The organism is Pseudomonas sp. TH31 (assembly GCF_016650815.1).
GTDB lineage: Bacteria > Pseudomonadota > Gammaproteobacteria > Pseudomonadales > Pseudomonadaceae > Aquipseudomonas.
This window is the reverse complement of the sequence record NZ_JAEKEZ010000005.1, coordinates 7,501-30,297: the sequence shown is the minus strand read 5'-3', so window position 1 is coordinate 30,297 and position 22,797 is coordinate 7,501. Positions and strand designations below refer to the sequence as shown.

Here is a 22,797-nt window from a genome sequence, read left to right as displayed (position 1 = left end):
AATCGAGATATATCCAAACTGGAAGTCACCAGATGAACCAAATAAAAATATTCATTTTTACGCTGACTATACTCATAACCAGCACGGCTGTTGCAGCAGGCCAGCCCGCCAAGAACTACATTTACTTCCCTAACCGCGAAGCAGGCGGATCAAATATCAGGAAGGACAAGGCGTTGTCCGACCCTCGCTTTAGCGGGGCGCAAATTGTCTACACCTGGCGCAGCCTAGAGCCGGTCAAAGACCAGTACGATTTTTCCGCGATCAAGCAGGACATTGCCTATTTGAGGTCTATCGATAAGAAACTTTGGATACAACTACAGGAAAAATCCTTCCAGCCCAATAAAAAAACGTACCGGACTATCTGCTGCTCGATCCCATCTACAAGGGGGGAGTATTGAAGCAGAGCATGCTCTCGGCTCCGGAGCGCGATCCTAACAAACCAGAGGCTGATGATGAGTACGGGTGGTCAGCAAAGATGTGGGACAAACCGGTGCGTGATCGCTTCCAAAAGCTGATTGCTGCATTGGGGAAGGAGCTGGATGGACAAGTCGAAGGGATAAATTTTAGCGAGAGCTCTATAGAAATAGGCGTTGAACAGCCAGACGGTACGACCATCTTTCCAAAAGATTTTGATCCAAGGTTATATGTGGATGCGATCAACTCAAATATGCAAGCACTGAGTGGCGCGTTCAGGAAGTCGACCCCAATGGTTTACCTGAATTTTCTACCGGACGAGTGGCTACCACTGCAGGACAAGGGCTATATGCGTAGCTTATTTGCCGAAGCGAAGAAACTTAAAATGGCAGTAGGGGGCCCTGATTTGATGCCCTATCGTAAAAGTCATATGGCACAAACCTACGGTTTCTTCAAAATGTACCCAGATGATTTAGTGAAAGGAATGGCTGTCCAGGATGGAAACCTGCGCCAAATCAACCCCAAGACAGGAAAGAAAAACACGGTTGCCGATATTATAGAATTTTCACGCAGCCACCTCGGACTGGATTATATATTCTGGGTAGAGGACGAACCGTTCTTTACTAATGAAGTGCTGCAGCAATTGCCACACTAGGTGTAGCGAACTCAGAGTGTTTTCAGTTCGGACAGAAAACATGTGTATTCTAGTGAATACGCGCCACGCTGCTGATGGTTATGCACGCATGACAGGATAGTGAATACCCACGAGATACACCTTGGCCACGCCGGATTCTCAGGCGAAGTGAGACAGGAAATGCCATCCACCTGTGGTGCTTCCCTGATGCGGAAAGTTGATGGTGGCTTTCCCTGTGATGTAGTGCTCGCACGACGCGCGTTTGAGATCAAAGTCGAACAGCGGCTGGATCATGGGCGATGGTTGAGCCGTGCTAGCCCTTGCTTGATGTGTCCAGCGTTCTCGCCGATTGTCGCTTGAGCTCCTCGAACGTTGTCCCCCACATCCGCATGTCCGTGGGCTTCCACATGAAGGGTAAATTCCATCAGGGCAGCCTCGAGGGCGAGTTGGTTCTCGAACATCCTTTCCAGAACGTCTGATAGCGAATACTCACCCTTCATTTCATTTTCTACATGTTAGATAACTACAGAGCAGCAGGGGCAAAAAGCGAGGTGTTATCCACTCGGGGATGATCAAAGCAAGCGGAGCGCGCAGGCGGGAGGATGGAAGCCCACAGGGCCAAGACTCGGCAACGGCGAGGCTTGGTTCATGACAGCCGTCCTCTTAGAGGCCCACTCGACCTTGGCTCCCTAGAGCGCTTTCAGGAGACGCTCAAGCGTCTGATGTTCCCATGTGCTGAGCAACGCAATGGGATCCGTTCCAAATCGATCCCCTCCGTCAAACGACCATCGCCGCCCCTCCGGACTCACGCATTCTTCGCAGTAGTCGAGCGTGTCAGAGTCGTTGTAGATCGATATATGCCAACCCTCGACGCTTACCACGAAATGGCCCGCATAAATCTCATCCCAAGACGCCAGGCTCACCTTGGTCATCGTCCGTCGCTCGAAGGTGACCTCTCGCAATATTTGGCATACCTCTCTCGCTGAGAGCGGGGTGTTTGCGTCGACGTCACGAACCACGGACGGTGGCGCAGTTTCTCTGGTTGTGACGCTCACAGTAGGTCAGTTGCAAAGCATTCAGGACTTTTTGAGAAGCCTCTACGATCTGCTCGTCGCTGGAAGCTTCAACTGCGCCCCGAAGACGATCTCCCTTGCTCGTGGCCGTTGGACAGTCCTCTAACCCAATATCTTCAAGCATTTGAGAAAGAGTGATACCAGTCAACCACTGCTTCTGATCGCCCATGACGACGCTTAACCGAGCACGTAGGCAATCTAGATTCTGTTGTGTGCGGGCCATGGTGCTCTCAAGAGGCATGTGGGAAGACGATTTTGACACGTAGCGTGTAAGGAGGGCTGATGAACATCACTTGGATTGTTAGCTTTTTATCCCACCAGCACACACCCCGTGATTATTTAATCCGAATTCCCGCCTTCCGGATCAACATGAAAAGCTCACTCAAATCCGAACAGCTTTGAATGCATTTCGTTTATGCGAGTTCTTATCAACTGGAGTTCTGACGTCAAATCGATTCTCCGTAGCCGCGATTGATGCTCTAGATCGACTAATTCTTCTTTAGCCGATTCAAGTTCATCACGAATCCGCAGCTTTTCACTATAGCTAGAGGTCGAAGTGATGGCCTTATATTCTGCGTAAAAATAATTATACAGTGACTCGGGATCCGCGTGGCCTGTAAGTTCAGCCACCTCCAGGCATACGCTATCCCTAAGTTCAGGCGTCCATCCATTTTTTATGTGCGGATTTTTAGCGAACCGTGCTTCAAGCCTAATGTTGATTTCGCGAGTAACAAAGCGATGCCTAAACATTGAGAGGCATACGCGTGAACTCGTGAGGCCTGCACCTTCGCACAATCGATCAAACTCCTTGGTAATTGACGATTTCTTTAGCGCTTTGCCGTTTTCACCTATAAAAAAATTATTTGGTTGTAAGCAATAAATGCCTTTTGATTGTAAAAAATCTATGTAGTCTTGACGAGCCTCTAGATATTGATTGAAACGTCGGGCGGACGGTAAGTCGATTTTAAATCTGCGAACAAGGTTTGGGTCGCCTCGTTTCCTTGTTGGTGCTGTAATTTGCTTTGTCTTCGTGATGTTGTAATTTAGCTCCAAAGGGAGTTCATGCAGCTCTTCTGGGCGAAGCCCCATAAGTTTCATCGTCCTAATAAGACACATTCGCCTCTCGTATAAATATATGTTGGTAGCTGTAAATAGGTCGATATCTTTTATCGCTTTGAGTTTTGAGCGAGCTGGCAAATGCTCCACGTCGTGTTTTCGGATGATTTCACTTTGGAGTTTTTGGATGGTTTCTTCGTCGATTGGAACTTTGTCATCGTTGTAAGGGACTGGCGAAACTATTTCTGGGTGATATAGATAGCTTCTTCCATTCCACTTGCTAAATTTTACCTCTACTGTGATGTTCGCTCCAGTATCCTTGACTCCGACGAGTTTAAATATTGATGCTTCCGGGTAATTATCAGTTATCCAGTGCAGGAATTCTAATGTGCGTTTTTGAATCTGTATTGTTTGGTTATTGTTACGAGCCAGCCGTACACCGGTTCGCGTCACAATCGTTTCTTGAACTAAAAATTCCTTCATGGCTACGAAATTGTGTTCGGTGAACTCTGTTATTGAAACTTGGTTCCTGTAGCAGTATCGAACGAATGATGAAATTTGAGCAGCATATGTTTTGGCGGTTTCTGTTGCATTGGTAGTAGAGCATATATGAGTAAGCCACATGTTTATTAAATGACACGGGCGTCCATTAGGCCATTGAACTAGCACCAAGTTATTAATTACTCTGGTTTTTCCTATGAAATTATCTTTGTTTTTTTTGTATATTGGTATTGCCTTTCCGGGCAGCCTAGCTTTCTCATAAATGGTATATAATTGCTTACCCACCGTCTTTTCCTCCTTTGATCACAGTAAGGCTGGATGCGGTAAAGTTGTTGTGGTGTATTAGAAAAGAATAATGTTTTGCCTTTGAGGTCTGAATTTTTATATCAATACTTGCCAATATTTCGCTTGCATTATTTGAGTTTTGCTGGACGAGAAGCGACATAAATTTGTAAAGTTCAAAATAAGCCATAGAGCTTATGTGCGCATCTAGTAAGGCGCTTTTTGCCTGGTCTTCAGCGGAAGGCATAGGGGCGGTTGGCGGTGTAGCGGCGTTGGGAACATGCAAAGCGAAAGCTGCTGCCCTCATGGACTTGAGATCAATCCAGAGATCCAGTCCACGTTGCTGCTCGCTAAGTTCTAAAGCAGCGCTCTTTAATGAGTTTAACGAAATTTTATCGAACCATTTTGATACCCTCAGGCCACAAAAAAGACGCATTGTACTTAGCGCATTTATTTCCAGTTTAGATGGATTAATTTTTCTCTCGGTGATCTCTGCTAACCACTTTAGACGAAGTCTAAAATTATCATTTGTCGTATTTCTCATCTTTTCTTTCGCCTAGTTTAATAGCAAAATCGATGGCATAGACATCAGCGTCGTAATTTTCCAGCCTGATTGAATAAGTTTTCATATCAAAGTCGGAGCGATATCCCACTTTGTCTAGATATTTCATGAATTCGCTTTTGCTTATGGTTGATATGCTCGTTGCATCGAAGTGCTTAAGTGCCTCGGCGTGGAGAGCGACTAGCCCATCATTATCTTCTTTTGCTAATATTCCCAGTTCTAAAGCAATAAGCTTGTCGTCGATACACTCGGATTCGTACCGTATCGCTTCGGCATCGGATATGTCATAAGCAGTATAGTCATCAATGTTCCTCCGGTCAGCGTGCCCTGCTAAATATCTAAGCAACTCTTTAGACCCGTCCCCGTAGTGGCGGTGAGTTATCAGGAGAAAGAACTTTCGCATTTCGTGCACGCGGATATACCAACGGCGACCTTTTTTGTCTATTGGCGTGTTAATAATCTCGCAAAAGCTATTCAAGCATAAGTTTACTTTCCACATATTGCATTTCGGTGGCGGGAGCTTGAAACCCCGGCCGGGTATATAAAACAATTTCTCGGCGTGAGGCCGTTCATCATTGTAAATTTTAGAGAGTCCAACACCAAGAACTTGAAGGAGTTGAATGGCTCGGGCAGTCAGTGATGGTATCGGGCGTATGATATCTGGGTTAATTCCTATCTGGCCCGCTTTCCCGACCTCATGTTCCAAGAATGCTCCGCCGCCAGGATTATCAAGCCATAGGCACGCCCGATCGAGATGGCTTATTTCCTTGTTGCGAATTGGCTTAAGCATACCGATGACTAGTGCGCAGGCGCCAAAAAAACTTTCCATAACAACTTTATAGTGCGTTTCGCCAGTTGGGAAATTTTTTTTCTTTTTGGTTTGCAGTTTGGTAATGTTTAACGCTTCATCTAAGCGCTTGGCCGGCAATCCCTCTATATCTTTAGTCATCCATAGATGTTTAGTTTCTTCAAAAAGCTCTTGCTTCTTCACGGATTGTTTGGAAAGTGAATAGTTTTCGTCGATTTCTCTGAATTTCTCGATGTAAAAAATCAAGGAGTTTACAACTGCCTCGCCGTATACCGTTACCCACTTCGCTGCTTCATTTAGCGTGTCCAGTCCAATGGTGAGCGGGATTAAATTAGTGTGTCCCGGACTTTTGAGGTTGGTCGCATATTCTTTGACCAAAGATTCAATATCGATATCTATTTTTGGGATGTGATCAGGCAATTTGCTATGCCCGTTAAAAAACAACTTCATAAAGTAAAGCTGATCTTTGAAGTGTTTAACGCTCAAGCTGGTATCGGCTGCTTCCTCTATCGATTTGGTATTTTGGGTGTAATGAAGGTTTTTGCGCGTGCCGACCTGCAAAACATCTGCGTTTGTGAGTTTTGGCTCGAACTGCCTAATAAATAATCTGAAGCTCGGCGCGTGAAGTGCTGTAGGTGCTTTTCCCAAGACTTCTGCAATATATTCTCGAGAAAGCATTCCTTTCGTGTAATTACTGTCTTGTGCGATACCTACGTACAAATTATTATCCTGAAAGTAGCGAATAGCTGATGACTTGAATTGCTCATCAAGTTCGTCTAAATTGTCTAGGATTGCTTCAAGGGTATACTGCGTCTCAATCACTTGAAAAAGATGTGTAATGAATCTTTCTTTGAGTAGCAGTGCCGAATTCCAGCCACCTGTACTCAGCTCATCAGCTATCGCTTCACAAGCATCAGTATCAAGCAGCATAAATCCATTTGCTTCAGGCTTATAAATGAATCGGTGTAGCTTTATCCAAGATGCCAGGTTGAACGAGAATTGGAGGTAATTCATCCAGCGACCTGGAGTGATGAGTTTGCCGGTCAGAGTACCCATTCGACAGTGGTAGAGCCACTTTTGTAGTGTCGTCAAAAGCCGCTGATTACTTTCGTCGGTTAAGTTGCTCCCGTCCGGCATTAGACGATTAAAGTCAATAAAGGTAGGTTCATTAATATTTGGAAAGCGGACTGCCCATTTATCACTGCCTATTTCACCCGACACCAACCAGTCAGCCTTATACGTAAAATCACGTTTGTTCAATCTACTTTTTGATTCGGCCTGATTGATCATGGCTCGGATGCGTGCTTCGTTTAAATCTGCTTGGAGATCATTCATGCAGAAGTTACCATCAGTGGGTTCATTATAAAGCCTCAATTAATGGCTGGAATTTCTTGGCTAGGTTTTGTGCTTCAGCGTGTGCTTTCTTTAATAAACTCAATGAATCGCCTCCAATCCTGTCCGCGATTGCGATTTCTGCGTTCGAGGCGGTATTGAAGTCCAGATTAGCGGTTTGGGTAAAAAGTTTTTTTAGGATTACATAGACCCAGAGCGGGAGATCTGTTCCGGGATCAATTTTCATTGTTTCCTCGCGTGGCATTTTTTCAATCACGTCTGCATACGCATAAATCGCTGCGAGGCTTTTTGGACATAACTGAAACAATATTTCACTTTCTACGAACATCTGAATAAGCGAGCTTGGATCAGCAGCGTAATGCCCCAGTCGAGAGCGGATGGCCTCGCTCAAAGCGTCACCCCTGTTTAGGCCCTGGAGTACTTTTCGAATAAAGTTCTCGAGATCTTCTCTTGTTTCAAAATCAGAAGCGTCCTGTTGCCATGGGCTGCCCTCTGTGGAAACTAGAATTAATTTTTGATGTAGGACTCTTAACAGTCTAGTATTCCAGCGGTGAACCATCCATTTAGGAATGTATTTGGCCTCAACAACTTGAACGGAATTTCCTAGTAGATCTGCTACTGCCTGAAGACTTCCTGTTCGCAAAAATTCTAGTATTCCTTGGGTGCATCTAAGTCGATACAGGTTAACCATGGGTGGAGTTATGCCGACATTTTTTAGCTGCGATGTGTAAATGTCGTACAGAGAAAGTCCTGGATTGGTAGAGAGCGATTTAGTAAAGTCGGGGTTAGACCCTACTTGGTTGCGAGTTGAAATTAGGAAGAGTTTCCGGCAGCCGCTTTTCTTTTTATCAAGAAGTCGCTTCCTGACATTTCTTGTACACCGAATCACATCTTGGACAATTCGTTTACTGAGGGATGGAAGAACCGAAACTTTACGCTCTCTACCGCGCGGCTTGCTCACGCTTAGTGTAATGCGTTTTGTATCAGAATTTCCTCGGAGATAAAACTTTCCATTTTGTGTGTAAAGCTTGACATTGCCCAGAGCAGTTGGATTGAACGTTGGGTTTTCAGTGATGATGATTGCGCAAGCAACCGCGCAATCTCTAGGTGAGAGGTTTCCCAGTAGGCGATTAAATGTTTCATTTACCTGGTTGTTTTCAATTCCATCATCTTGGGCGACCCTCCATATACCAGAAGTTATTTTCGGTCTGGTGTGTGAGTTTTGTATAACGCCGTAAAAAAATGGTATTTTTTCAAGCTCTTTGTAGGTTAAGGTTGGAAGCTCGTCGGTAAAATTTAAGTAATAGTGTGCTGCAGCGAGAAACCAGCGCATTCCGTCTTCCGTAGAAGGATCTGCAATATGTTTGCCATTTTTGCGGAAGCAGCCTGACGACAACACATCTTCAATTTCTTCAATTGAAATGCTCTCAATAATAACTCTACCTTTCTCATGGCACCGAAGCATTTTTTCCCAGTAGTCGACGCAGCAATCAATAACTGTGCCTGCTCGAAGGTCTAGGGTCTTTTTGAGATTCAGAAGATACGCGTCATCATTTAGGCTTAAGCCATCTTCGATTAGATATTTTTTTGGTAGCAAACATTTGATGTCCTTTGGTATGGAGGGCTTTTCACGTTGATGGCCAAGGGGGTTGCCATTGTTACTATCTGATGTCGCATTAGAGGAAAGCTTTTCATTAGGGATATATACATCTGACGGAATAAATCCGCTGCATTGCAGCTTCTTGTAGAGAAAAGCAATCCCTGACCAATGGTCAATTCTCGTTTTGTATTTCCGCCGGGAATCTGTAAGGAAATTACCGTAATGCGATAAGACAAAGTTGTCCCAGTTTTCCGGTTCTGGCGGAAACGGTTGGGAATCCCTTTTAACCTGGCTGAAAATGTTTCTTGCAGACCTAAAGTGGCCTCTATAGCTGGTCTTAGCATTACTCAGGCACAAGCTTTTGATTCCCTCAGCCATTTGAATGAGCGCGGCTCTGTCAAAACAAGAGGGAACAGCCAAGGTAGAACAGCGAAACCCGTGGATCGTCTCGTCGTCTGACCAACTGAAATACAGGGTGTCATCGGTGATTTCGTAACTGAGCATGGGATTTGGCCATTGGCGAAGGTCTCCTTAAAATCTAGCCGCTCGTTTGACGGTGTCAAATTTTCAGTGTCAAAAAAGGCTCGTAACCCATTGATATTAATGAGTATAGATTTGGTATACCCATTAATGTGTCTAGAAAACACTTATGCTCGACATCAACGGCATCCTCGGCCTCGCCGCGCTGATGGGCGGGATCAAGCATGGCGAACAGTCCTACAACGACGACTCGGCGCGCAGCTACAGCGTGATGATCCTCACTGCGATGGGCGTCTCCATGGTGGTGCCGGAGTTCATCCCCGAGGCCAACTGGAAGGTGTATTCGGCGTTCACCATCGGCGCGATGATCGTGCTCTACACCTTGTTCTTGCGCATGCAGGTCGGGCCGCACAGTTATTTCTTCAGCTACAGCTACCCGGAAAAACGCCGCAAGAAAGTCCCGGAAGACGAGCCTGAGCCGGTCAACGTGGCGCTAAGCGTCGGTATGCTGGTGTTTGGCGTGGTGGTGATTGGTGCCTTGGCCGAAGTGATGTCCAAGACCCTCGACCTGGGGCTGGAAGGCACGGGCGCACCGCCGGTGATCACGGCGATTCTGGTGGCGGCGATTTCCGCCGCGCCGGAGATTTTGACCGCATTGCGCGCGGCACTGGCCAACCGCATGCAGTCAGTGGTCAACATCGCCATGGGCGCTTCGCTGTCGACGGTGATCCTGACGGTGCCGGTGATGGAAGCGATGGCGCTCTACACCGGCCAGCCATTTCATATGGCGATGACCCCGGTGCAGACGGTGATGGTCTTCCTGACGTTGCTCGTCAGTGCGATCAACCTCAACGATGGCGAAACCAATGCCATTGAAGGCATGACGCACTTTGTATTGTTTGCAACATTCATCATGTTGTCGCTGCTTGGCCTCTGAATACACCACAAAACCAATGTGGGAGCGGGCTTGCTCGCGAAAGCGGTGTATCAGCCAACATCTTTATCGACTGACACTCCGTCTTCGCGAGCAAGCCCGCTCCCACATTAGATCGCGATCGACTTAGGTGCCCGCAATCAACTGCCGAGCCGCCTGGCTGTGATCGGCAATCAACCCCTTCAGATCCAGCCCTTCAACCTGCCCATCAATCACTCGCCACTTGCCGCCAACCATCACCCTGTCCGCCCGGTCCGCACCGCACAGCAGCAACGCCGACACCGGATCATGGCTGCCGGAGAAGCGCAGCTCATCGAGTTTGAACAGCGCCAGATCGGCCTGCTTGCCCACCGCCAGCTCACCGATATCGGTACGCCCCAGCAAACTCGCCGAACCCTTGGTCGCCCAGCCCAGGACCAATTGCGGAGTGATCTTCTCGGCGCCGTAACGCAGCCGCTGGAGGTACAGCGCCTGACGGGTTTCGAGCATCATGTTCGACGCATCGTTGGACGCCGAGCCATCCACCCCCAGGCCCAGTAACGCGCCCGCAGCGGTCAGGTCCAGCGTCGGGCAGATGCCGGACGCCAGGCGCATGTTCGAACTCGGGCAATGGCAGATACCGGTGCCGGCCGCGCCGAGGCGGGTGATTTCGTCCGGGTTGAAATGGATGCCGTGAGCCAGCCAGGTGCGTGGACCGAGCCAGCCGACGCTGTCCAGGTAATCGACGGTGCGCAAGCCGAAGCGTTGCAGGCAGAAGTCTTCTTCGTCGAGGGTTTCGGCCAGGTGAGTGTGCAGGCGCACGTCGAGTTTGTTCGCCAGTTCAGCGCTGGCGGACATGATTTGCGGGGTCACCGAAAACGGCGAGCAGGGTGCGAGGGCGATCTGGATTTGTGCACCGTCGCCACGCTCGTGGTACTCGCCAATCAAGCGCTGGCTGTCGGCGAGAATCACTTCGCCTTCCTGCACGGTTTGCTGCGGTGGCAGGCCACCGTCCTTTTCACCGAGGCTCATGGATCCGCGTGTGAGCATGGCGCGCATGCCGAGTTCGCGAACGCTTTCGACCTGCACGTCGATCGCGTTTTCCAGGCCTTGCGGGAACAGGTAATGGTGATCAGCCGCGGTGGTGCAGCCAGACAGCAGCAACTCGGCCAACGCAACTTTGCTGGCCAGGGCGAGTTTTTCAGGGGTGAGGCGGGCCCAGACCGGGTACAGGGTTTTCAGCCACGGGAACAACGGCTGATTGACCACCGGCGCCCAGGCACGGGTCAGGGTTTGATAAAAATGGTGATGGGTGTTGATCAGGCCCGGCAGGATCACATGCTCGCGGGCATCGAAGACTTGTCCACAGGGCGCGGACGGTTGCTGGCCAGTGGCGAGCACTTCAACGATCAAACCGGCTTGCAGGACCAGGCCGCCACGGGCATCGAGGCCATTGGCAGTGAAGATCGCGAGGGGATTTTTTAACCAGGTACGGGTCGCAGGCATGTTGGCCGGCTCCTCTGAAAGTGGGGTTCAGGTTAGCCAGCTCAGTGATTACCCTGTCTGCTGATCCAGGGTCGCCGCGGGGCGAGGTGCGAAGTTTCAAACAAAACGGCGTCGCGGGCAAGCTTCGTCCGACAGGACAACACAACTCCCCCGTAGGCTCGGGCCGCGTTCGGACGATCTTTTGATCTTGCAAACTGCGATCTTTCCGGACGACAAAAGCAAGATCAACAGATCGCAGGCTTCGCCAGCTCCTACAGGTTTTGTGCAGGGTCGCAATATCAGGCTCAACGCCGATCCGCGTAGGAGCTGCCGTAGGCTCAGGCCGCGTTCGGACGATCTTTTGATCTTGGACTTTTTCTGGATTGCTGAAAATCAAGATCAAAAGATCGTCCGAACGCGGCCCGAGCCTACGGCAGCTTCTACAGGGGGAGGGCGTTGTTACCAGGGAATGGTTTCACCCTTGTAGTTCACAAAATAATGCCCGCCCTTGCCGGTATACGCATTCACCTGATCGACCACCCCGCGGATGCTGGTTTCCACATCGATGTCTGCACCTTCACCGCCCATCTCAGTCTTCACCCAGCCCGGATGCAGTGACAACACAGTGAGTTTCTGCTCGCCCAATTGCGTCACGAAGGTGTTGGTCATGGAGTTCAGCGCCGCTTTGCTGGCCTTGTACAGCGCCAGTTCCGGTGCATCCGGCGCGGTTACGCTACCCAGCCCGGAACTCATGAACGCCAACACGCCGCTGCCGTCACGGATCTGCCCGATGAAACGCTGGGCCAGATTGATCGGCGCCACGGTGTTGGTGAAAAACAGTTGCCCGACTTCGGCCAGCGTCGCGCCACCCCCGGCGTCTGAACTTCCGGGCCCTTGATGCCGGCATTCACGAATAGCAGGTCAAACACTTCACCCTTGAGCTGTTGGCTCAGGGCGATGACGGCTTGCTGATCATCCATGTCGAGCTTTTCGATCCGCACCTTACCCAGCGCTTGCAGCGCCTCGGCGTTCTGCGGGTTGCGCACGGTAGCGGTGACTTGCCAGCCGTCGGCCAGCAGGGTTTTCACCAGCCCGAGGCCCAGGCCCCGGGAGGCGCCGATGATGAGTGCGGTTTTTGCCGTGGACATGAGTGGCTTCCTTGATAAGTGGATTACGGATTCAGTGGATACTGACTCAAAGGACAATGCTGACCGAGCCGTTGCTGCAACTCATTGCGCAGAGCGCCGAGTTCGGCCATGCGGGTTTCGATCAGCTTGAGCTTGTCGTGCAGTAATTGCGTGACGGCGCTGTCCGGGTCGGGCGACTGCCACAACGCGGCGACGCTGTTGCCAATCTCACCGAGGGTAAAGCCCAGACGTTGAGCGGTCTTGATGTACAGCACCAGTTGCACCATGTCCGCCGGGTAATCGCGGTAACCGTTGGTGCTGCGTTGCGCGGCGATCAACCCGCGTTGCTCGTAGAAGCGCAGTGTGTCGCGGCTGACGGCGCTGGCCCGGGCTAATTCACCGATGCGCATCATGACGTCTCGAGAAGGCTTGACCCTGGAGCATACTCCAGGCTTTAGCCTTGTTGCTCCCCGAATTTATGGAGCAAGGCTGATGTGGACTTCAACGCAATATCGCCGGTTGGTGCGTGGCAGTGCCTGGTATGACTTGATCGTGACGGCGGTGTTTGTCACGCCTTGGAGTTTTGCGGCGTTGCATGGGGCGTTGGTGAGTGTGAGCCAGAGCTTGAATCTGCCTGGAGAGCTGCCGGCGTTTGCGCCGATGCACATGCTGATGGCGAATTTGTTGGGGTCGATTGTGTGCGTGTGGGCGGTGTTGCGGATTCGTGATCCGCAGCAGATTTACGGTCGGTATGACGCGGTGGGGCGGTTCCTGTTTGCGGCTTGGCAGGCTTATGCCCTGGCCCACGGCGCCAGTTCGCTATTGGTGATTTTCCTGTTCTTTGAATTGGCGTGGGGCGTGGTTCAGGTGTTGCCCGTCCGGACGCCTTCGCGGGCCAGACCTGCTTACGCCTAATGCCCACCCTGCCAAGGCTGCCCCAACGAAACCGGCGCATACAACCGCGTACGCACCGCATCCCGTGATAACAGCACCAGCACCACAATGGTCGCGACATACGGCAGCATCGCCAACAAGCTCGAAGGAATCGCCAGCCCCAACCCCTGCGCCACCAGATGCAGGATGCTGGCGAGCCCGAACAGGTACGCCCCGAGCAGCAACCGCCACACCCGCCAACTGGCAAACACCACCAGCGCCAGGGCAATCCAGCCGCGACCGGCGCTCATGTTCTCGGCCCACATCGGCGTGTACGCCAAAGACAGATACGCCCCCGCCAATCCGGCCATGGCTCCGCCGAACAACACCGCCAGTGTTCGGACACCCAGCACCGGCAACCCCATCGCGCTGGCCGCGTCCGGGTTTTCGCCGACGGCCTGAATGATCAAGCCCACACGACTTTTCAGAATGACCCAGACCACCAGCGCAAACAGCGCGAACGACAGGTACACCAGCAGATCCTGGGCAAACAGCATCCGCCCGATCAGCGGGATTTCACTCAAATAAGGAATCACCACCGGCTCAAAACCCGCCAGCGGTTTACCGACCCACGCCGCGCCGACAAACGTCGACAGACCCACGCCGAAGATCGTCAACGCCAATCCGGTGGCCACCTGGTTGGCGTTGAACACCAGCGCCACCAAGGCAAACAGCGACGACAGCAGCATCCCGGCGAACATCGCCAGCAACACGCCGAGCCACAGGTTGCCGCTGTTCAGCGCGGCGATAAAACCGATCACCGCGCCAAACAGCATCATGCCTTCCTGGCCCAGATTGAGGACGCCGCTCTTCTCGCAGATCAGTTCGCCCAGCGCCACCAACAGCAACGGCGTACCGCAGCGGACCATGGCGTAGAAAATATTGCTCAGCAGATCGATATCCATCACAGCGCTCCTGCGGTTACGGCGGTGACGGGGGCGCGGCGGGCCCAGCGCAGGTTTAAACGCGGTCGGTAAAGAATCAGCACGTCACTGGCCAGCAGGAAAAACAGCATCATCCCCTGGAACAATTGGGTGATCGCTTGCGGCAGGTTCATGCTCATCTGTGCGCTCTCGCCACCGATGTACAGCAGTGCCATCAACAGGCTGGAAAACAGAATGCCGATCGGATTCAACCGTCCGAGAAATGCCACGGTGATCGCCGCATAGCCGTACCCCGGCGAGACTTGCGGCACCAGTTGGCCGATCGGCCCGGTGACTTCGCAGACCCCGGCCAACCCCGCCAAGCCACCGCTGATCAACAGCGCCAGCCAGATCAGCCGCTTCTCGCGAAAGCCGACAAAACCGGCGGCGCGCTTGTCCAGGCCGAGCACTTTGATCTGGAACCCGACAAAACTTTTCTGCAACAGCACCCACACCGCGACCAGCGCGAGCAGGGCGAAATAAACACCGGCGTGAACCCGACCGTCCTCCATCAACAACGGTAATCGGCTGGCATCACCAAACATGGCCGACTCCGGAAAGTTGAACCCGGCCGGGTCTTTCAACGGCCCGTGCACGCAGAACAGCAGCAGGTTCAGAGCGATGTAATTGAGCATGATGCTGGTGAGAATTTCATTGGCGTTGAAGCGGGTACGCAACCACGCCGTCAGCCCGGCCCACGCCGCGCCAGCCAGCGTGCCGGTGAGCAGGATGAGCGCCAGCGCCCAGCGACTTTGCATGCCGATGATGTTCACCGCCAACGCACTGCCAGCCAGGGCGCCAAGCAGCAACTGGCCTTCGGCGCCGATGTTCCAGATTCGTGCCTGATACGCCACCGCCAGGCCCAGCGCGCAAAGCAGAATCGGCAGGGCTTTGACCAGCAGTTCGGAAACGCCATACAAGTCGCTGATCGGCGCGATCAGCAAGGTGTGCAAGGTCAGCAACGGGTCGTGGCCCAACGCGATAAACAGCAATGAGCCGCAGCCCAGGGCCAGCACCGCCGCCAGTAACGGCGAGCACCACAACATCAGGCGCGATTGCTGGCCACGGGGTTCGAGAGAAAGCAGCATATGGAACTCCGTTAATGCGTTGTGGGGGCAGGTGAGCGGGGGCGTCGAACTGGCCGGCCATCCAGCCGCCGACGTCGGTCAGTTGCGTGTCGACGGTGGCCTTGAGCGGCGACAGGCGACCACTGCACAAGGCGCCGAGGCGATCACAAATCTGGAACAGTTCATCGAGGTCTTCGGAGATCACCAGGATCGCCGCGCCGGCATCGCGCAAGGCAATCAGCGCCCGGTGAATGGTCGCGGCCGCGCCGACGTCCACGCCCCAGGTCGGGTGCGCGGCCACCAGCAGTTTTGGCTGCTGGAGGATTTCCCGGCCGAGGATGAATTTCTGCAAATTGCCGCCGGACAGGCTGCGCGCCAGCGTCCGGGTATCGGGAGTCTTCACCCCGAAACGGCGGATAATCTCTTCGGCCAGTGCCTCGACTTTGCTGCGCTGGATCAGGCCTTTACTTACCAGCCCTTGTTGAAAAGCCGTGAGGAGGGCGTTGTCGGCCAGGCTCAACTCAGGTACCGCGCCGTGACCCAGGCGTTCGGCGGGCACGAACGCCAGGCCGAGTTTACGGCGGGCATCAGGGCGCAAATGGGCGACGGCTTGTCCGGCGAAACTGAGGGTCGTGCCGGCATTTCGGTTCAGTCGTTCTTCACCGCTGAGCAACGCCAGCAACTCATCCTGACCGTTACCCGCGACCCCGGCGACCCCAACGATTTCACCGCTGCGCACTTCAAGATGAATATCCTTCAGCGAGCAACCGAACGGGTCCGGGTTATGCCAGGACAATCCGCTCACGTTTAAAAATGTATTGCCGCCGATGACCTTCGGGTAATCGGTGATCAGTTCGGCGGCTTCACCGACCATCAACCGCGCCAGTTGCTGATCCGAGCACTCGGCCGGCACGCAATGCCCGGCCACTCGACCGCCGCGCAGCACCGTGGCGCTGTGGCACAAGGCGCGGACTTCGCCGAGCTTGTGGCTGATAAACAGAATGCTGCAGCCCTCGGCAGCCAGCCGGCGCAAGGTGACGAATAATTCGGCGGCTTCCTGCGGCGTCAGCACCGAAGTCGGCTCATCGAGAATCAGCAGACGAATGTCCTGCATCAGGCAGCGAATGATTTCCACCCGTTGCCGTTCGCCGATGGACAGGCTGTGGACAAGTCGCTCCGGCTCCAGTGCCATGCCGTAGCGCTGGGACACCTCGCGAATTTTTGGCTCAAGCTGTTTCGGCGTACCGGCCGCCGCGCCCATGGCCAGGGCAATGTTCTGCGCCACGCTGAGGGTTTCGAACAGCGAGAAGTGCTGGAACACCATGCCGATCCCAAGCCCGCGTGCCTGGGCGGGATTGCGCATGGCAATGCGTTGTCCTTGCCAGATCACTTCCCCGGAATCAGCGTGGGTGGCGCCGTAGATGATCTTCATCAATGTGCTTTTGCCCGCGCCGTTTTCGCCGAGCAGGGCATGGATTTCGCCGGGAGCGATGCTCAGGTCGATGGCATCGTTGGCCAGGCAACCGGGGTAGCGTTTGCTGATGTTGCGCAGTTGCAGGCGTGGGAGTTGATAGGGGACAGGATCGGGGTTGGGCATGACGGGCTCGGCTCGCTTGGAGTTATGCCTGTGGATAAAGCAATTTTCTGGCCATAGAGTCAGGAATTTTCGTAAAGCCTTGCTGGTCAGGGCTTTGCGGGGGCGTCTGGAACTGTTCGCTGATGAATCAGGCACCACTTGAGGGCAATGGTTTTGATCAGGCTCCGCTTTCGCCCGGATCTATTTGATCAAAAAACGAGCAGTCGGCTGCAAGCTATGCCGGACACGGGGCTGCGCCAGCCATGAACGGGTTATCCACAGGTTGCTCCACAGTATTTGTGCGCAAGCTCAACGCTCGGGCATAAGCACTGTGCGGCTATCTTCTAAAGGTGATAAACCGAGCTAACTATTTGTTTTTTCGTTGATTTAGGGTTTTTTACAGGACTTTGGACGAAAAGTGAACAAAGCCCGCAAAGCCGCATGACAGAAGGGTTACAGCAGAATGTACTCAGGTTATCCACAGCCGGGTGCACAGCAGATGTGGGCAAGTGTGGCGTGCACGGGAAATTGTGGATGCCCTAAAAGATCGCAGCCTTCGGCAGCTCCTACAAGAGATCGCGGTCCCACGGTAGGAGCTGCCGAAGGCTGCGATCTTTTGATCTTGTTTTAACGCTGCAACAAAATCCGCCCGCGACTGAGATCTGCGAGGTGCGATTGCAGCGTATCGATTTGCTGTTCTCCGATGGCCAATTTCAGCTCCACGCCATTAGCGGTGAAGGATTCTTCCACCACCAACCCACCCAACTCCGCGACCCGCAATTTCACCAACGCCAACTCACCAAACCCACACGCGCAACTCACCGGCACCCGGCTGATCAGCTCAACCTTCGGCGCTGCTTGCAGGCATTTGTTCGCACCGCCGCCATAAGCACGGGCAAGCCCACCGGTGCCGAGTTGAATGCCGCCATACCAACGAATCACCAGCACCGCGACCTGATCGCAATCCTGCGCTTCAATCGCCGCCAGAATTGGCCGGCCAGCAGTCCCGCCGGGTTCGCCATCGTCGTTGCTGCGGTACTGGTCGCCAAGTTTCCAGGCCCAGCAATTGTGTGAGGCGTTCAAGTCACTGTGTTGTTCGATGAACACCTGGGCTTGCGCCGGGCTGCTGATCGGCCCGGCGAACGTGATGAAGCGGCTTTTGCGAATCTCTTCGCGGTATTCGCTAAAGCCGCTGAGGGTAAAAGGCATAAAGGACTTAGATAGCCGGTGTCAGGCCGCAGCCCTTGAGGATGATGCGGATCAGGTTGGTGCCGGCGTCTTCCATGTCTTGCTTGGTCAGCTTGGCGCGCCCGCTGACACGGCAAATTTGGGTGGCGAAGTCGGCGTAATGCTGAGTGCTGCCCCACAACAGGAAGATCAGGTTTACCGGGTCGACCGGGTCCATCTTGCCGGCGTCGATCCACGCCTGGAACACGGCGGCCCGGCCCTGGAACCAGGCGCGATAGTCCTGGTTGAAATACTCGGTCAGGCACTCGCCGCCACTGATCACTTCCATGGCGAAAATTCGCGAGGCCTGTGGCTGGCGTCGGGAAAACTCCATCTTCGCGCGGATGTAACGGGTCAGCGCCTCGGCCGGATCGTCTTCGGCGGTCAGGGTATTGAACGTGCTGTCCCACAACTCGATGATGTTGCTCAGCACCGCCACGTACAACCCAAGCTTGTTGGTGAAGTAGTAATGCAGGTTCGCTTTGGGCAACCCGGCATTCTGGGCGATGGTGTTCATGCTGGTGCCTTTGAACCCGTGGCGGGCGAATTCATCTTCGGCGGCTTTGAGGATCGTCTCTTCGTTCTTTTGACGAATGCGGCTGGCAGGTTTGCCGCCGTGGGCGGGGACTTCAAAGGTCATAGGCACTTCCGAAATAGTCTGTGGGTGCAACCAGTGCGTTGATAGCGCACCCACAGGTTTCAGACAAGTCCTGAGGCAATAAAACCCCTATAGCTGCTCGATCGGGTCGCTTTTTAACGGGGGATTGGCGTCAAGCATTTGGGTTTTCGACTCGGGTAATAACAGGCACATCAGAATCGCGGTGATACCGCCGCTGGTGATCGCCGAGTCGAACAGGTTTTGCACCAGTTGCGGCAGCAGGTGCAAAAGGCCTGGTTGCGCGGCGATGCCCAGACCAACGCCGAACGACGTGGCGATGATCAACATGCTGCGCCGATCCAGTGGTGCCTGGGCAAGGATACGCACGCCGGCCGCCGCGACACTGCCGAACATCACCAGGGTTGCGCCGCCGAGCACCGGTTTGGGGATCTGCTGCAACACCGCGCCAATCAGCGGAAACAACCCGAGGCAAAACAGCACGGCGCCGATGTACAGGCCGACATAACGGCTGGCGACGCCGGTCAACTGGATCACGCCGTTGTTCTGCGCAAACGTGGTGTTGGGGAACGCGCTGAAGGTCGCGGCGATCAGGCAGCTGAAACCGTCGCCCAATACGCCGCCCTTGAGTCGGCTTATATAAGCAGGGCCGCTGATGGGCTGGCGGGCGAGCATGCAGTTGGCGGTGAGGTCGCCGACGGTTTCGAGGGTGCTGATCAGATAAATCAGCGCTACGGGCAGGAAAGCCGTCCAGACGAAGCTGAAACCGAACCGGAACGGGATCGGAAGGCTGACCAGCGGCAAGTCGGGCAATGGCTGCGGGACCAGTTTGCCGCTGAACCATGCCGCGAGGCTGCCGAGCACCAGGCCAATGATGATTGCCGAAAGGCGAATCCATGGCGTGTTCGAGCGATTGAGCAGGACAATCGTCAACAGCACGAACACGCCCAGCGCCAGATTTCCCGGGCGCCGAAATCCGCCGCGTTGAAACCACCGCCGAGGTCAGTGATGCCGACCTTGATCAGGCTGATGCCAATCAAGGTAATGACAATCCCGGTCACCAGCGGCGTGATCACCCGGCGCAGCTGGCCGATGAAGCGGCTCAAAACGATCTGCACCACAGCGCCGAAAAAGCACACGCCGAAGATCATCGCCAGAATGTCTTCCGGGCTGCCGCCCCGTTGCTTGACCAGAAAACCGGCGGACAACACCGCGCCCAAAAACGCAAAACTGGTGCCTTGCAGGCAGATCATCCCGGCGCCGATGCCGAATGGTCGACGTGCCTGAATGAACGTTCCGACGCCGGAGACCATCAGCGCCATGCTGATCAAGTACGGCAAATAAGCGGTCAGCCCCAGCGCCGAACCGATCACCAGCGGCGGAGTGATGATGCCGACGAAACTGGCGAGCACGTGTTGCAGGGCGGCGAGGATCGCGGCGAGGGGTTTTGGGCGATCGTTGAGGCCGTAGATCAAATCGCTTGGGGTTGAGGATTCTGGCTGCATGGGCGTAGGAACTCATTGCTGACGGATCAAGGTGCTGATGCGCTGCAAAAAGCTGTCCAGGTGCTCAGGTTATTAATCGTTTTTTACTGCGCCGCCCAGCGTGGCTTGGCTTTAATGGCTTTTAGCGCGTCGCTGCCAAGCTCTCCAGAAAGCTTTCCAGCACCAAATGGGGGCGACGGCCCTTGCGGGTGACCGATGCGAGGCTCAAGTCATAAAAACGCACGGCGGGTTTGAGTGCGCGCAATCGACCTTGTTGCACCCAGAGGCTGGCGTAGTGGTCCGGCAGGTAACCGATGAAGCGCCCGGTCAGAATCAGGAACGCCATGCCTTCGCGGTCCGAAGCGCTGGCAGTGCAATTGAGCGCCTGGTAATGCGCCTGGATGTCGGCGGGCAGGCGGAAGGTCGGCGCGATGGCGTCCTGGCTGTTGAGGCGCGCGTCGTCCAGTTGCTTGTCGTCGACATAAAACAATGGGTGACCAACCGCGCAATAGAGCAGCGAGCGTTCGCTGTAGAGCGGTTGATATTCCAGCCCCGACAAAGCGCTGGCTTGCGGCACCACGCCAACGTGAAGGCGCCCGTCGAGCACCCCTTGTTCGACTTCATTGGGAGCGATCATGCGGATCTGGATTTGTACGTCAGGCCCGCGCTCCTTCAACTGCGCCAGCGCGTGGGTGATGCGCATGTGGGGCAGGGTGACCAGGTTGTCGGTCAGGCCGATGGTCAACTCGCCGCGCAAGTGTTGATGCAGGCCGTTGACCTCGGTGCGGAAACTTTCCAGCGCACTTAATAGCTGCAACGCCGACTGGTAGACCTCGCGACCTTCTTCGGTCAGGGAAAACCCGGCACGACCGCGTTGGCACAGGCGCAGGCCAAGGCGTTGTTCCAGGTCGCTCATCTGCTGGCTGATGGCCGAGCGGCCGATGCCCAGCACTGACTCCGCTGCAGAGAACCCGCCGCATTCCACCACGCTGCGAAAAATCCGCAGCAGGCGAATATCAAAGTCGCTGACTTGTGCCAGCGGATCGGGGCGGCGAGTGCTCATGCGTGGGTACTCAAAGTTTAGTGGATGGCAGACTGAACGTTAGAAGAGTTGGATTTCACCGACTTTATCCCCGTGGCAATTTAGCTGCAAGAACGCTTTTGATCTCTATGCCGCTTATTGCCCTGCGAGGTTTTGCTCATGAACTTGCCCGAAAACGCCCCGTCTTCCCTGGCCAGCCAGCTCAAACTGGATGCGCACTGGATGCCCTACACCGCGAACCGCAATTTCCAGCGCGATCCGCGACTGATCGTTGCGGCCGAAGGCAGTTGGCTGACAGACGATAAGGGCCGCAAGGTCTACGATTCGCTCTCGGGTCTGTGGACCTGCGGCGCCGGGCACACTCGCAAGGAAATCCAGGACGCGGTGGCCAAACAGTTGGGTACCCTGGATTACTCGCCAGGTTTCCAGTACGGCCATCCGCTGTCGTTCCAACTGGCCGAGAAAATCACCGACCTGACGCCGGGTAATCTGAATCACGTGTTCTTCACCGACTCGGGTTCAGAGTGCGCGGACACGGCCGTGAAGATGGTGCGTGCTTACTGGCGTCTGAAAGGCCAGGCGACCAAAACCAAAATGATTGGCCGTGCCCGTGGTTACCACGGCGTGAACATCGCCGGCACCAGCCTCGGCGGCGTAAACGGCAACCGCAAAATGTTTGGTCAGGCGATGATGGATGTCGATCACCTGCCGCACACCTTGCTGGCCAGCAATGCTTACTCCCGTGGCATGCCGAAAGAGGGCGGTATTGCCCTGGCCGATGAGCTGCTGAAACTGATCGAACTGCACGACGCCTCGAACATCGCTGCGGTATTTGTCGAACCAATGGCCGGTTCCGCTGGTGTGCTGGTGCCGCCTGAGGGTTACCTCAAGCGTCTGCGCGACATTTGCGATCAGCACAACATCCTGCTGGTGTTCGACGAAGTGATCACCGGTTTTGGCCGTACCGGTTCGATGTTCGGTGCCGACAGCTTCGGGGTGACCCCGGACCTGATGTGCATCGCCAAGCAAGTCACTAACGGTGCGATCCCGATGGGCGCGGTGATTGCCAGCTCCGAGATCTATCACACCTTCATGAACCAGGCGACGCCGGAGTACTCGGTGGAATTCCCGCACGGCTACACCTATTCCGCGCATCCAGTGGCGTGTGCTGCCGGCCTGGCGGCACTCGACCTGCTGCAAAAGGAAAACCTGGTTCAGAGCGTGGCCGAAATCGCACCGCATTTCGAAAATGCGTTGCACGGTCTGAAAGGCTCGAAGAACGTTATCGATATTCGTAACTACGGCTTGGCTGGCGCGATCCAGATTGCCGGGCGTGACGGCGATGCGATTGTGCGTCCATTCGAAGCGGGCATGGCGTTGTGGAAAGCCGGGTTCTATGTGCGCTTCGGCGGCGACACCCTGCAGTTCGGCCCAACCTTCAACAGCAAGCCGCAGGACCTGGATCGTCTGTTCGATGCGGTCGGCGAAGTGCTGAACAAGATCGACTGATTCGACATGACCTGTAGGAGCAAGGCTTGCCTGCGATGGCGTCCTTGGGGCTGCCATCGCGAGCAAGCTCTGCTCCTGCAAAAGCCTTCTTTAAACAGGCGCCCCTCGATGGGCGCCGGTGAACAAAATTTC

The 22,797-nt window shown here is 54.2% G+C and carries 18 protein-coding genes and 4 pseudogenes; 5 read left to right on the top strand and 17 right to left on the bottom strand.

From position 1 onward, the window contains the following. Positions 1-32 precede the first annotated feature (32 nt). The gene (locus JFV26_RS01840; RefSeq protein WP_201189222.1) at positions 33-398 is read left to right on the top strand and encodes a hypothetical protein; all 366 of its coding nucleotides are present in this window, start codon (positions 33-35) and stop codon (positions 396-398) included. Continuing rightward, complete coding sequence (locus JFV26_RS01835) at positions 395-1,069, top strand: hypothetical protein (protein WP_201189220.1); 675 nt, start codon at positions 395-397, stop codon at positions 1,067-1,069. The genes JFV26_RS01840 and JFV26_RS01835 overlap by 4 nt, the downstream gene beginning before the upstream one ends. A gap of 269 nt (positions 1,070-1,338) precedes the next feature. Here the strand turns inward: JFV26_RS01835 and JFV26_RS33240 are convergent, their stop codons facing one another. The 7 genes from JFV26_RS33240 to JFV26_RS01810 form a co-directional block, all read right to left on the bottom strand. Then, positions 1,339-1,548, bottom strand: coding sequence for a hypothetical protein (locus tag JFV26_RS33240; protein ID WP_242487723.1), 210 nt, complete (start codon positions 1,546-1,548; stop codon positions 1,339-1,341). Positions 1,549-1,737: 189 nt separating this feature from the next. Then, positions 1,738-2,067 (bottom strand): DUF7693 family protein, encoded by a 330-nt coding sequence (locus tag JFV26_RS34625; protein WP_446739890.1) that lies wholly within the window; start codon positions 2,065-2,067, stop codon positions 1,738-1,740. Then, complete coding sequence (locus JFV26_RS01830; protein ID WP_201189218.1) at positions 2,057-2,344, bottom strand: hypothetical protein; 288 nt, start codon at positions 2,342-2,344, stop codon at positions 2,057-2,059. The genes JFV26_RS34625 and JFV26_RS01830 overlap by 11 nt, the downstream gene beginning before the upstream one ends. Before the next feature lie 155 nt (positions 2,345-2,499). Continuing rightward, positions 2,500-3,963 (bottom strand): hypothetical protein, encoded by a 1,464-nt coding sequence (locus JFV26_RS01825; RefSeq protein ID WP_201189216.1) that lies wholly within the window; start codon positions 3,961-3,963, stop codon positions 2,500-2,502. Beyond that, positions 3,956-4,504 (bottom strand): hypothetical protein, encoded by a 549-nt coding sequence (locus JFV26_RS01820; protein ID WP_201189214.1) that lies wholly within the window; start codon positions 4,502-4,504, stop codon positions 3,956-3,958. Before JFV26_RS01820 ends, JFV26_RS01825 begins: the two co-directional genes overlap by 8 nt. Continuing rightward, the gene (locus tag JFV26_RS01815; protein ID WP_201189212.1) at positions 4,485-6,665 is read right to left on the bottom strand and encodes a hypothetical protein; all 2,181 of its coding nucleotides are present in this window, start codon (positions 6,663-6,665) and stop codon (positions 4,485-4,487) included. Before JFV26_RS01815 ends, JFV26_RS01820 begins: the two co-directional genes overlap by 20 nt. 25 nt (positions 6,666-6,690) lie before the next feature. Further along, the gene (locus tag JFV26_RS01810) at positions 6,691-8,787 is read right to left on the bottom strand and encodes a hypothetical protein (protein WP_201189210.1); all 2,097 of its coding nucleotides are present in this window, start codon (positions 8,785-8,787) and stop codon (positions 6,691-6,693) included. Positions 8,788-8,929: 142 nt separating this feature from the next. On the opposite strand from JFV26_RS01810, the pseudogene JFV26_RS01805 reads away from it, so the two are divergent. Continuing rightward, positions 8,930-9,700, top strand: a pseudogene (locus JFV26_RS01805) (calcium:proton antiporter); the annotation flags it as partial. Positions 9,701-9,823: 123 nt separating this feature from the next. Here the strand turns inward: JFV26_RS01805 and JFV26_RS01800 are convergent. The 3 genes and pseudogenes from JFV26_RS01800 to JFV26_RS01790 form a co-directional block, all read right to left on the bottom strand. Further along, positions 9,824-11,182, bottom strand: a complete 1,359-nt coding sequence (locus JFV26_RS01800; RefSeq protein WP_201189208.1) for an 8-oxoguanine deaminase — start codon at positions 11,180-11,182, stop codon at positions 9,824-9,826. A gap of 438 nt (positions 11,183-11,620) precedes the next feature. Then, positions 11,621-12,309 (bottom strand): annotated as a pseudogene (locus tag JFV26_RS01795) (SDR family oxidoreductase). A gap of 23 nt (positions 12,310-12,332) precedes the next feature. Continuing rightward, on the bottom strand, positions 12,333-12,698 hold the full coding sequence (locus JFV26_RS01790) for a MerR family transcriptional regulator (protein WP_201189621.1): 366 nt from the start codon (positions 12,696-12,698) through the stop codon (positions 12,333-12,335). Positions 12,699-12,780: 82 nt separating this feature from the next. Between JFV26_RS01790 and JFV26_RS01785 the strand changes: the two genes are divergently transcribed. Beyond that, complete coding sequence (locus JFV26_RS01785) at positions 12,781-13,203, top strand: hypothetical protein (RefSeq protein WP_201189206.1); 423 nt, start codon at positions 12,781-12,783, stop codon at positions 13,201-13,203. Here JFV26_RS01785 and JFV26_RS01780 read toward each other — a convergent pair. The 7 genes and pseudogenes from JFV26_RS01780 to JFV26_RS01750 all read right to left on the bottom strand — a co-directional run bounded on the left by JFV26_RS01780 (position 13,200) and on the right by JFV26_RS01750 (position 21,177). Next, positions 13,200-14,126, bottom strand: coding sequence for an ABC transporter permease (locus JFV26_RS01780; protein WP_201189204.1), 927 nt, complete (start codon positions 14,124-14,126; stop codon positions 13,200-13,202). The two genes, JFV26_RS01785 and JFV26_RS01780, sit on opposite strands and share 4 nt — an antisense overlap. Next, a complete protein-coding gene (locus tag JFV26_RS01775) occupies positions 14,126-15,232 on the bottom strand; it encodes an ABC transporter permease (protein WP_201189202.1) in 1,107 nt (368 codons plus the stop codon). Before JFV26_RS01775 ends, JFV26_RS01780 begins: the two co-directional genes overlap by 1 nt. Positions 15,233-15,266: 34 nt before the next feature. After that, positions 15,267-16,808: pseudogene (locus tag JFV26_RS01770) on the bottom strand (ABC transporter ATP-binding protein); the annotation flags it as partial. A 606-nt stretch (positions 16,809-17,414) separates the two neighbouring features. Further along, positions 17,415-17,996 carry an IMPACT family protein gene (locus JFV26_RS01765; RefSeq protein ID WP_201189200.1) on the bottom strand — a complete coding sequence of 194 codons (582 nt, stop codon included), beginning with the start codon at positions 17,994-17,996 and terminating at the stop codon, positions 17,415-17,417. A 7-nt stretch (positions 17,997-18,003) separates the two neighbouring features. After that, complete coding sequence (locus JFV26_RS01760; RefSeq protein WP_201189198.1) at positions 18,004-18,654, bottom strand: TetR/AcrR family transcriptional regulator; 651 nt, start codon at positions 18,652-18,654, stop codon at positions 18,004-18,006. An 87-nt stretch (positions 18,655-18,741) separates the two neighbouring features. Then, positions 18,742-20,135: pseudogene (locus JFV26_RS01755) on the bottom strand (uracil-xanthine permease family protein). Positions 20,136-20,256: 121 nt separating this feature from the next. After that, on the bottom strand, positions 20,257-21,177 hold the full coding sequence (locus JFV26_RS01750) for a LysR family transcriptional regulator (protein WP_201189196.1): 921 nt from the start codon (positions 21,175-21,177) through the stop codon (positions 20,257-20,259). A gap of 138 nt (positions 21,178-21,315) precedes the next feature. Here JFV26_RS01750 and JFV26_RS01745 point away from each other — a divergent pair, with 138 nt between their 5' ends. Next, on the top strand, positions 21,316-22,665 hold the full coding sequence (locus tag JFV26_RS01745; RefSeq protein ID WP_201189194.1) for an aspartate aminotransferase family protein: 1,350 nt from the start codon (positions 21,316-21,318) through the stop codon (positions 22,663-22,665). The last annotated feature ends 132 nt before the right edge of the window (positions 22,666-22,797 follow it).

Coding starts and splice junctions, on each gene's coding strand:
- JFV26_RS01780 (WP_201189204.1), bottom strand. CDS start 14,126: ATGGATATCGATCTGCTGAGCAATATTTTCTACGCCATGGTCCGCTGC.
- JFV26_RS33240 (WP_242487723.1), bottom strand. CDS start 1,548: ATGAAGGGTGAGTATTCGCTATCAGACGTTCTGGAAAGGATGTTCGAG.
- JFV26_RS01745 (WP_201189194.1), top strand. CDS start 21,316: ATGAACTTGCCCGAAAACGCCCCGTCTTCCCTGGCCAGCCAGCTCAAA.
- JFV26_RS01840 (WP_201189222.1), top strand. CDS start 33: ATGAACCAAATAAAAATATTCATTTTTACGCTGACTATACTCATAACC.
- JFV26_RS01815 (WP_201189212.1), bottom strand. CDS start 6,665: ATGAATGATCTCCAAGCAGATTTAAACGAAGCACGCATCCGAGCCATG.
- JFV26_RS01785 (WP_201189206.1), top strand. CDS start 12,781: ATGTGGACTTCAACGCAATATCGCCGGTTGGTGCGTGGCAGTGCCTGG.
- JFV26_RS01750 (WP_201189196.1), bottom strand. CDS start 21,177: ATGAGCACTCGCCGCCCCGATCCGCTGGCACAAGTCAGCGACTTTGAT.
- JFV26_RS01810 (WP_201189210.1), bottom strand. CDS start 8,787: ATGCTCAGTTACGAAATCACCGATGACACCCTGTATTTCAGTTGGTCA.
- JFV26_RS01820 (WP_201189214.1), bottom strand. CDS start 4,504: ATGAGAAATACGACAAATGATAATTTTAGACTTCGTCTAAAGTGGTTA.
- JFV26_RS01790 (WP_201189621.1), bottom strand. CDS start 12,698: ATGCGCATCGGTGAATTAGCCCGGGCCAGCGCCGTCAGCCGCGACACA.
- JFV26_RS01765 (WP_201189200.1), bottom strand. CDS start 17,996: ATGCCTTTTACCCTCAGCGGCTTTAGCGAATACCGCGAAGAGATTCGC.
- JFV26_RS01800 (WP_201189208.1), bottom strand. CDS start 11,182: ATGCCTGCGACCCGTACCTGGTTAAAAAATCCCCTCGCGATCTTCACT.
- JFV26_RS01775 (WP_201189202.1), bottom strand. CDS start 15,232: ATGCTGCTTTCTCTCGAACCCCGTGGCCAGCAATCGCGCCTGATGTTG.
- JFV26_RS01760 (WP_201189198.1), bottom strand. CDS start 18,654: ATGACCTTTGAAGTCCCCGCCCACGGCGGCAAACCTGCCAGCCGCATT.
- JFV26_RS01830 (WP_201189218.1), bottom strand. CDS start 2,344: ATGGCCCGCACACAACAGAATCTAGATTGCCTACGTGCTCGGTTAAGC.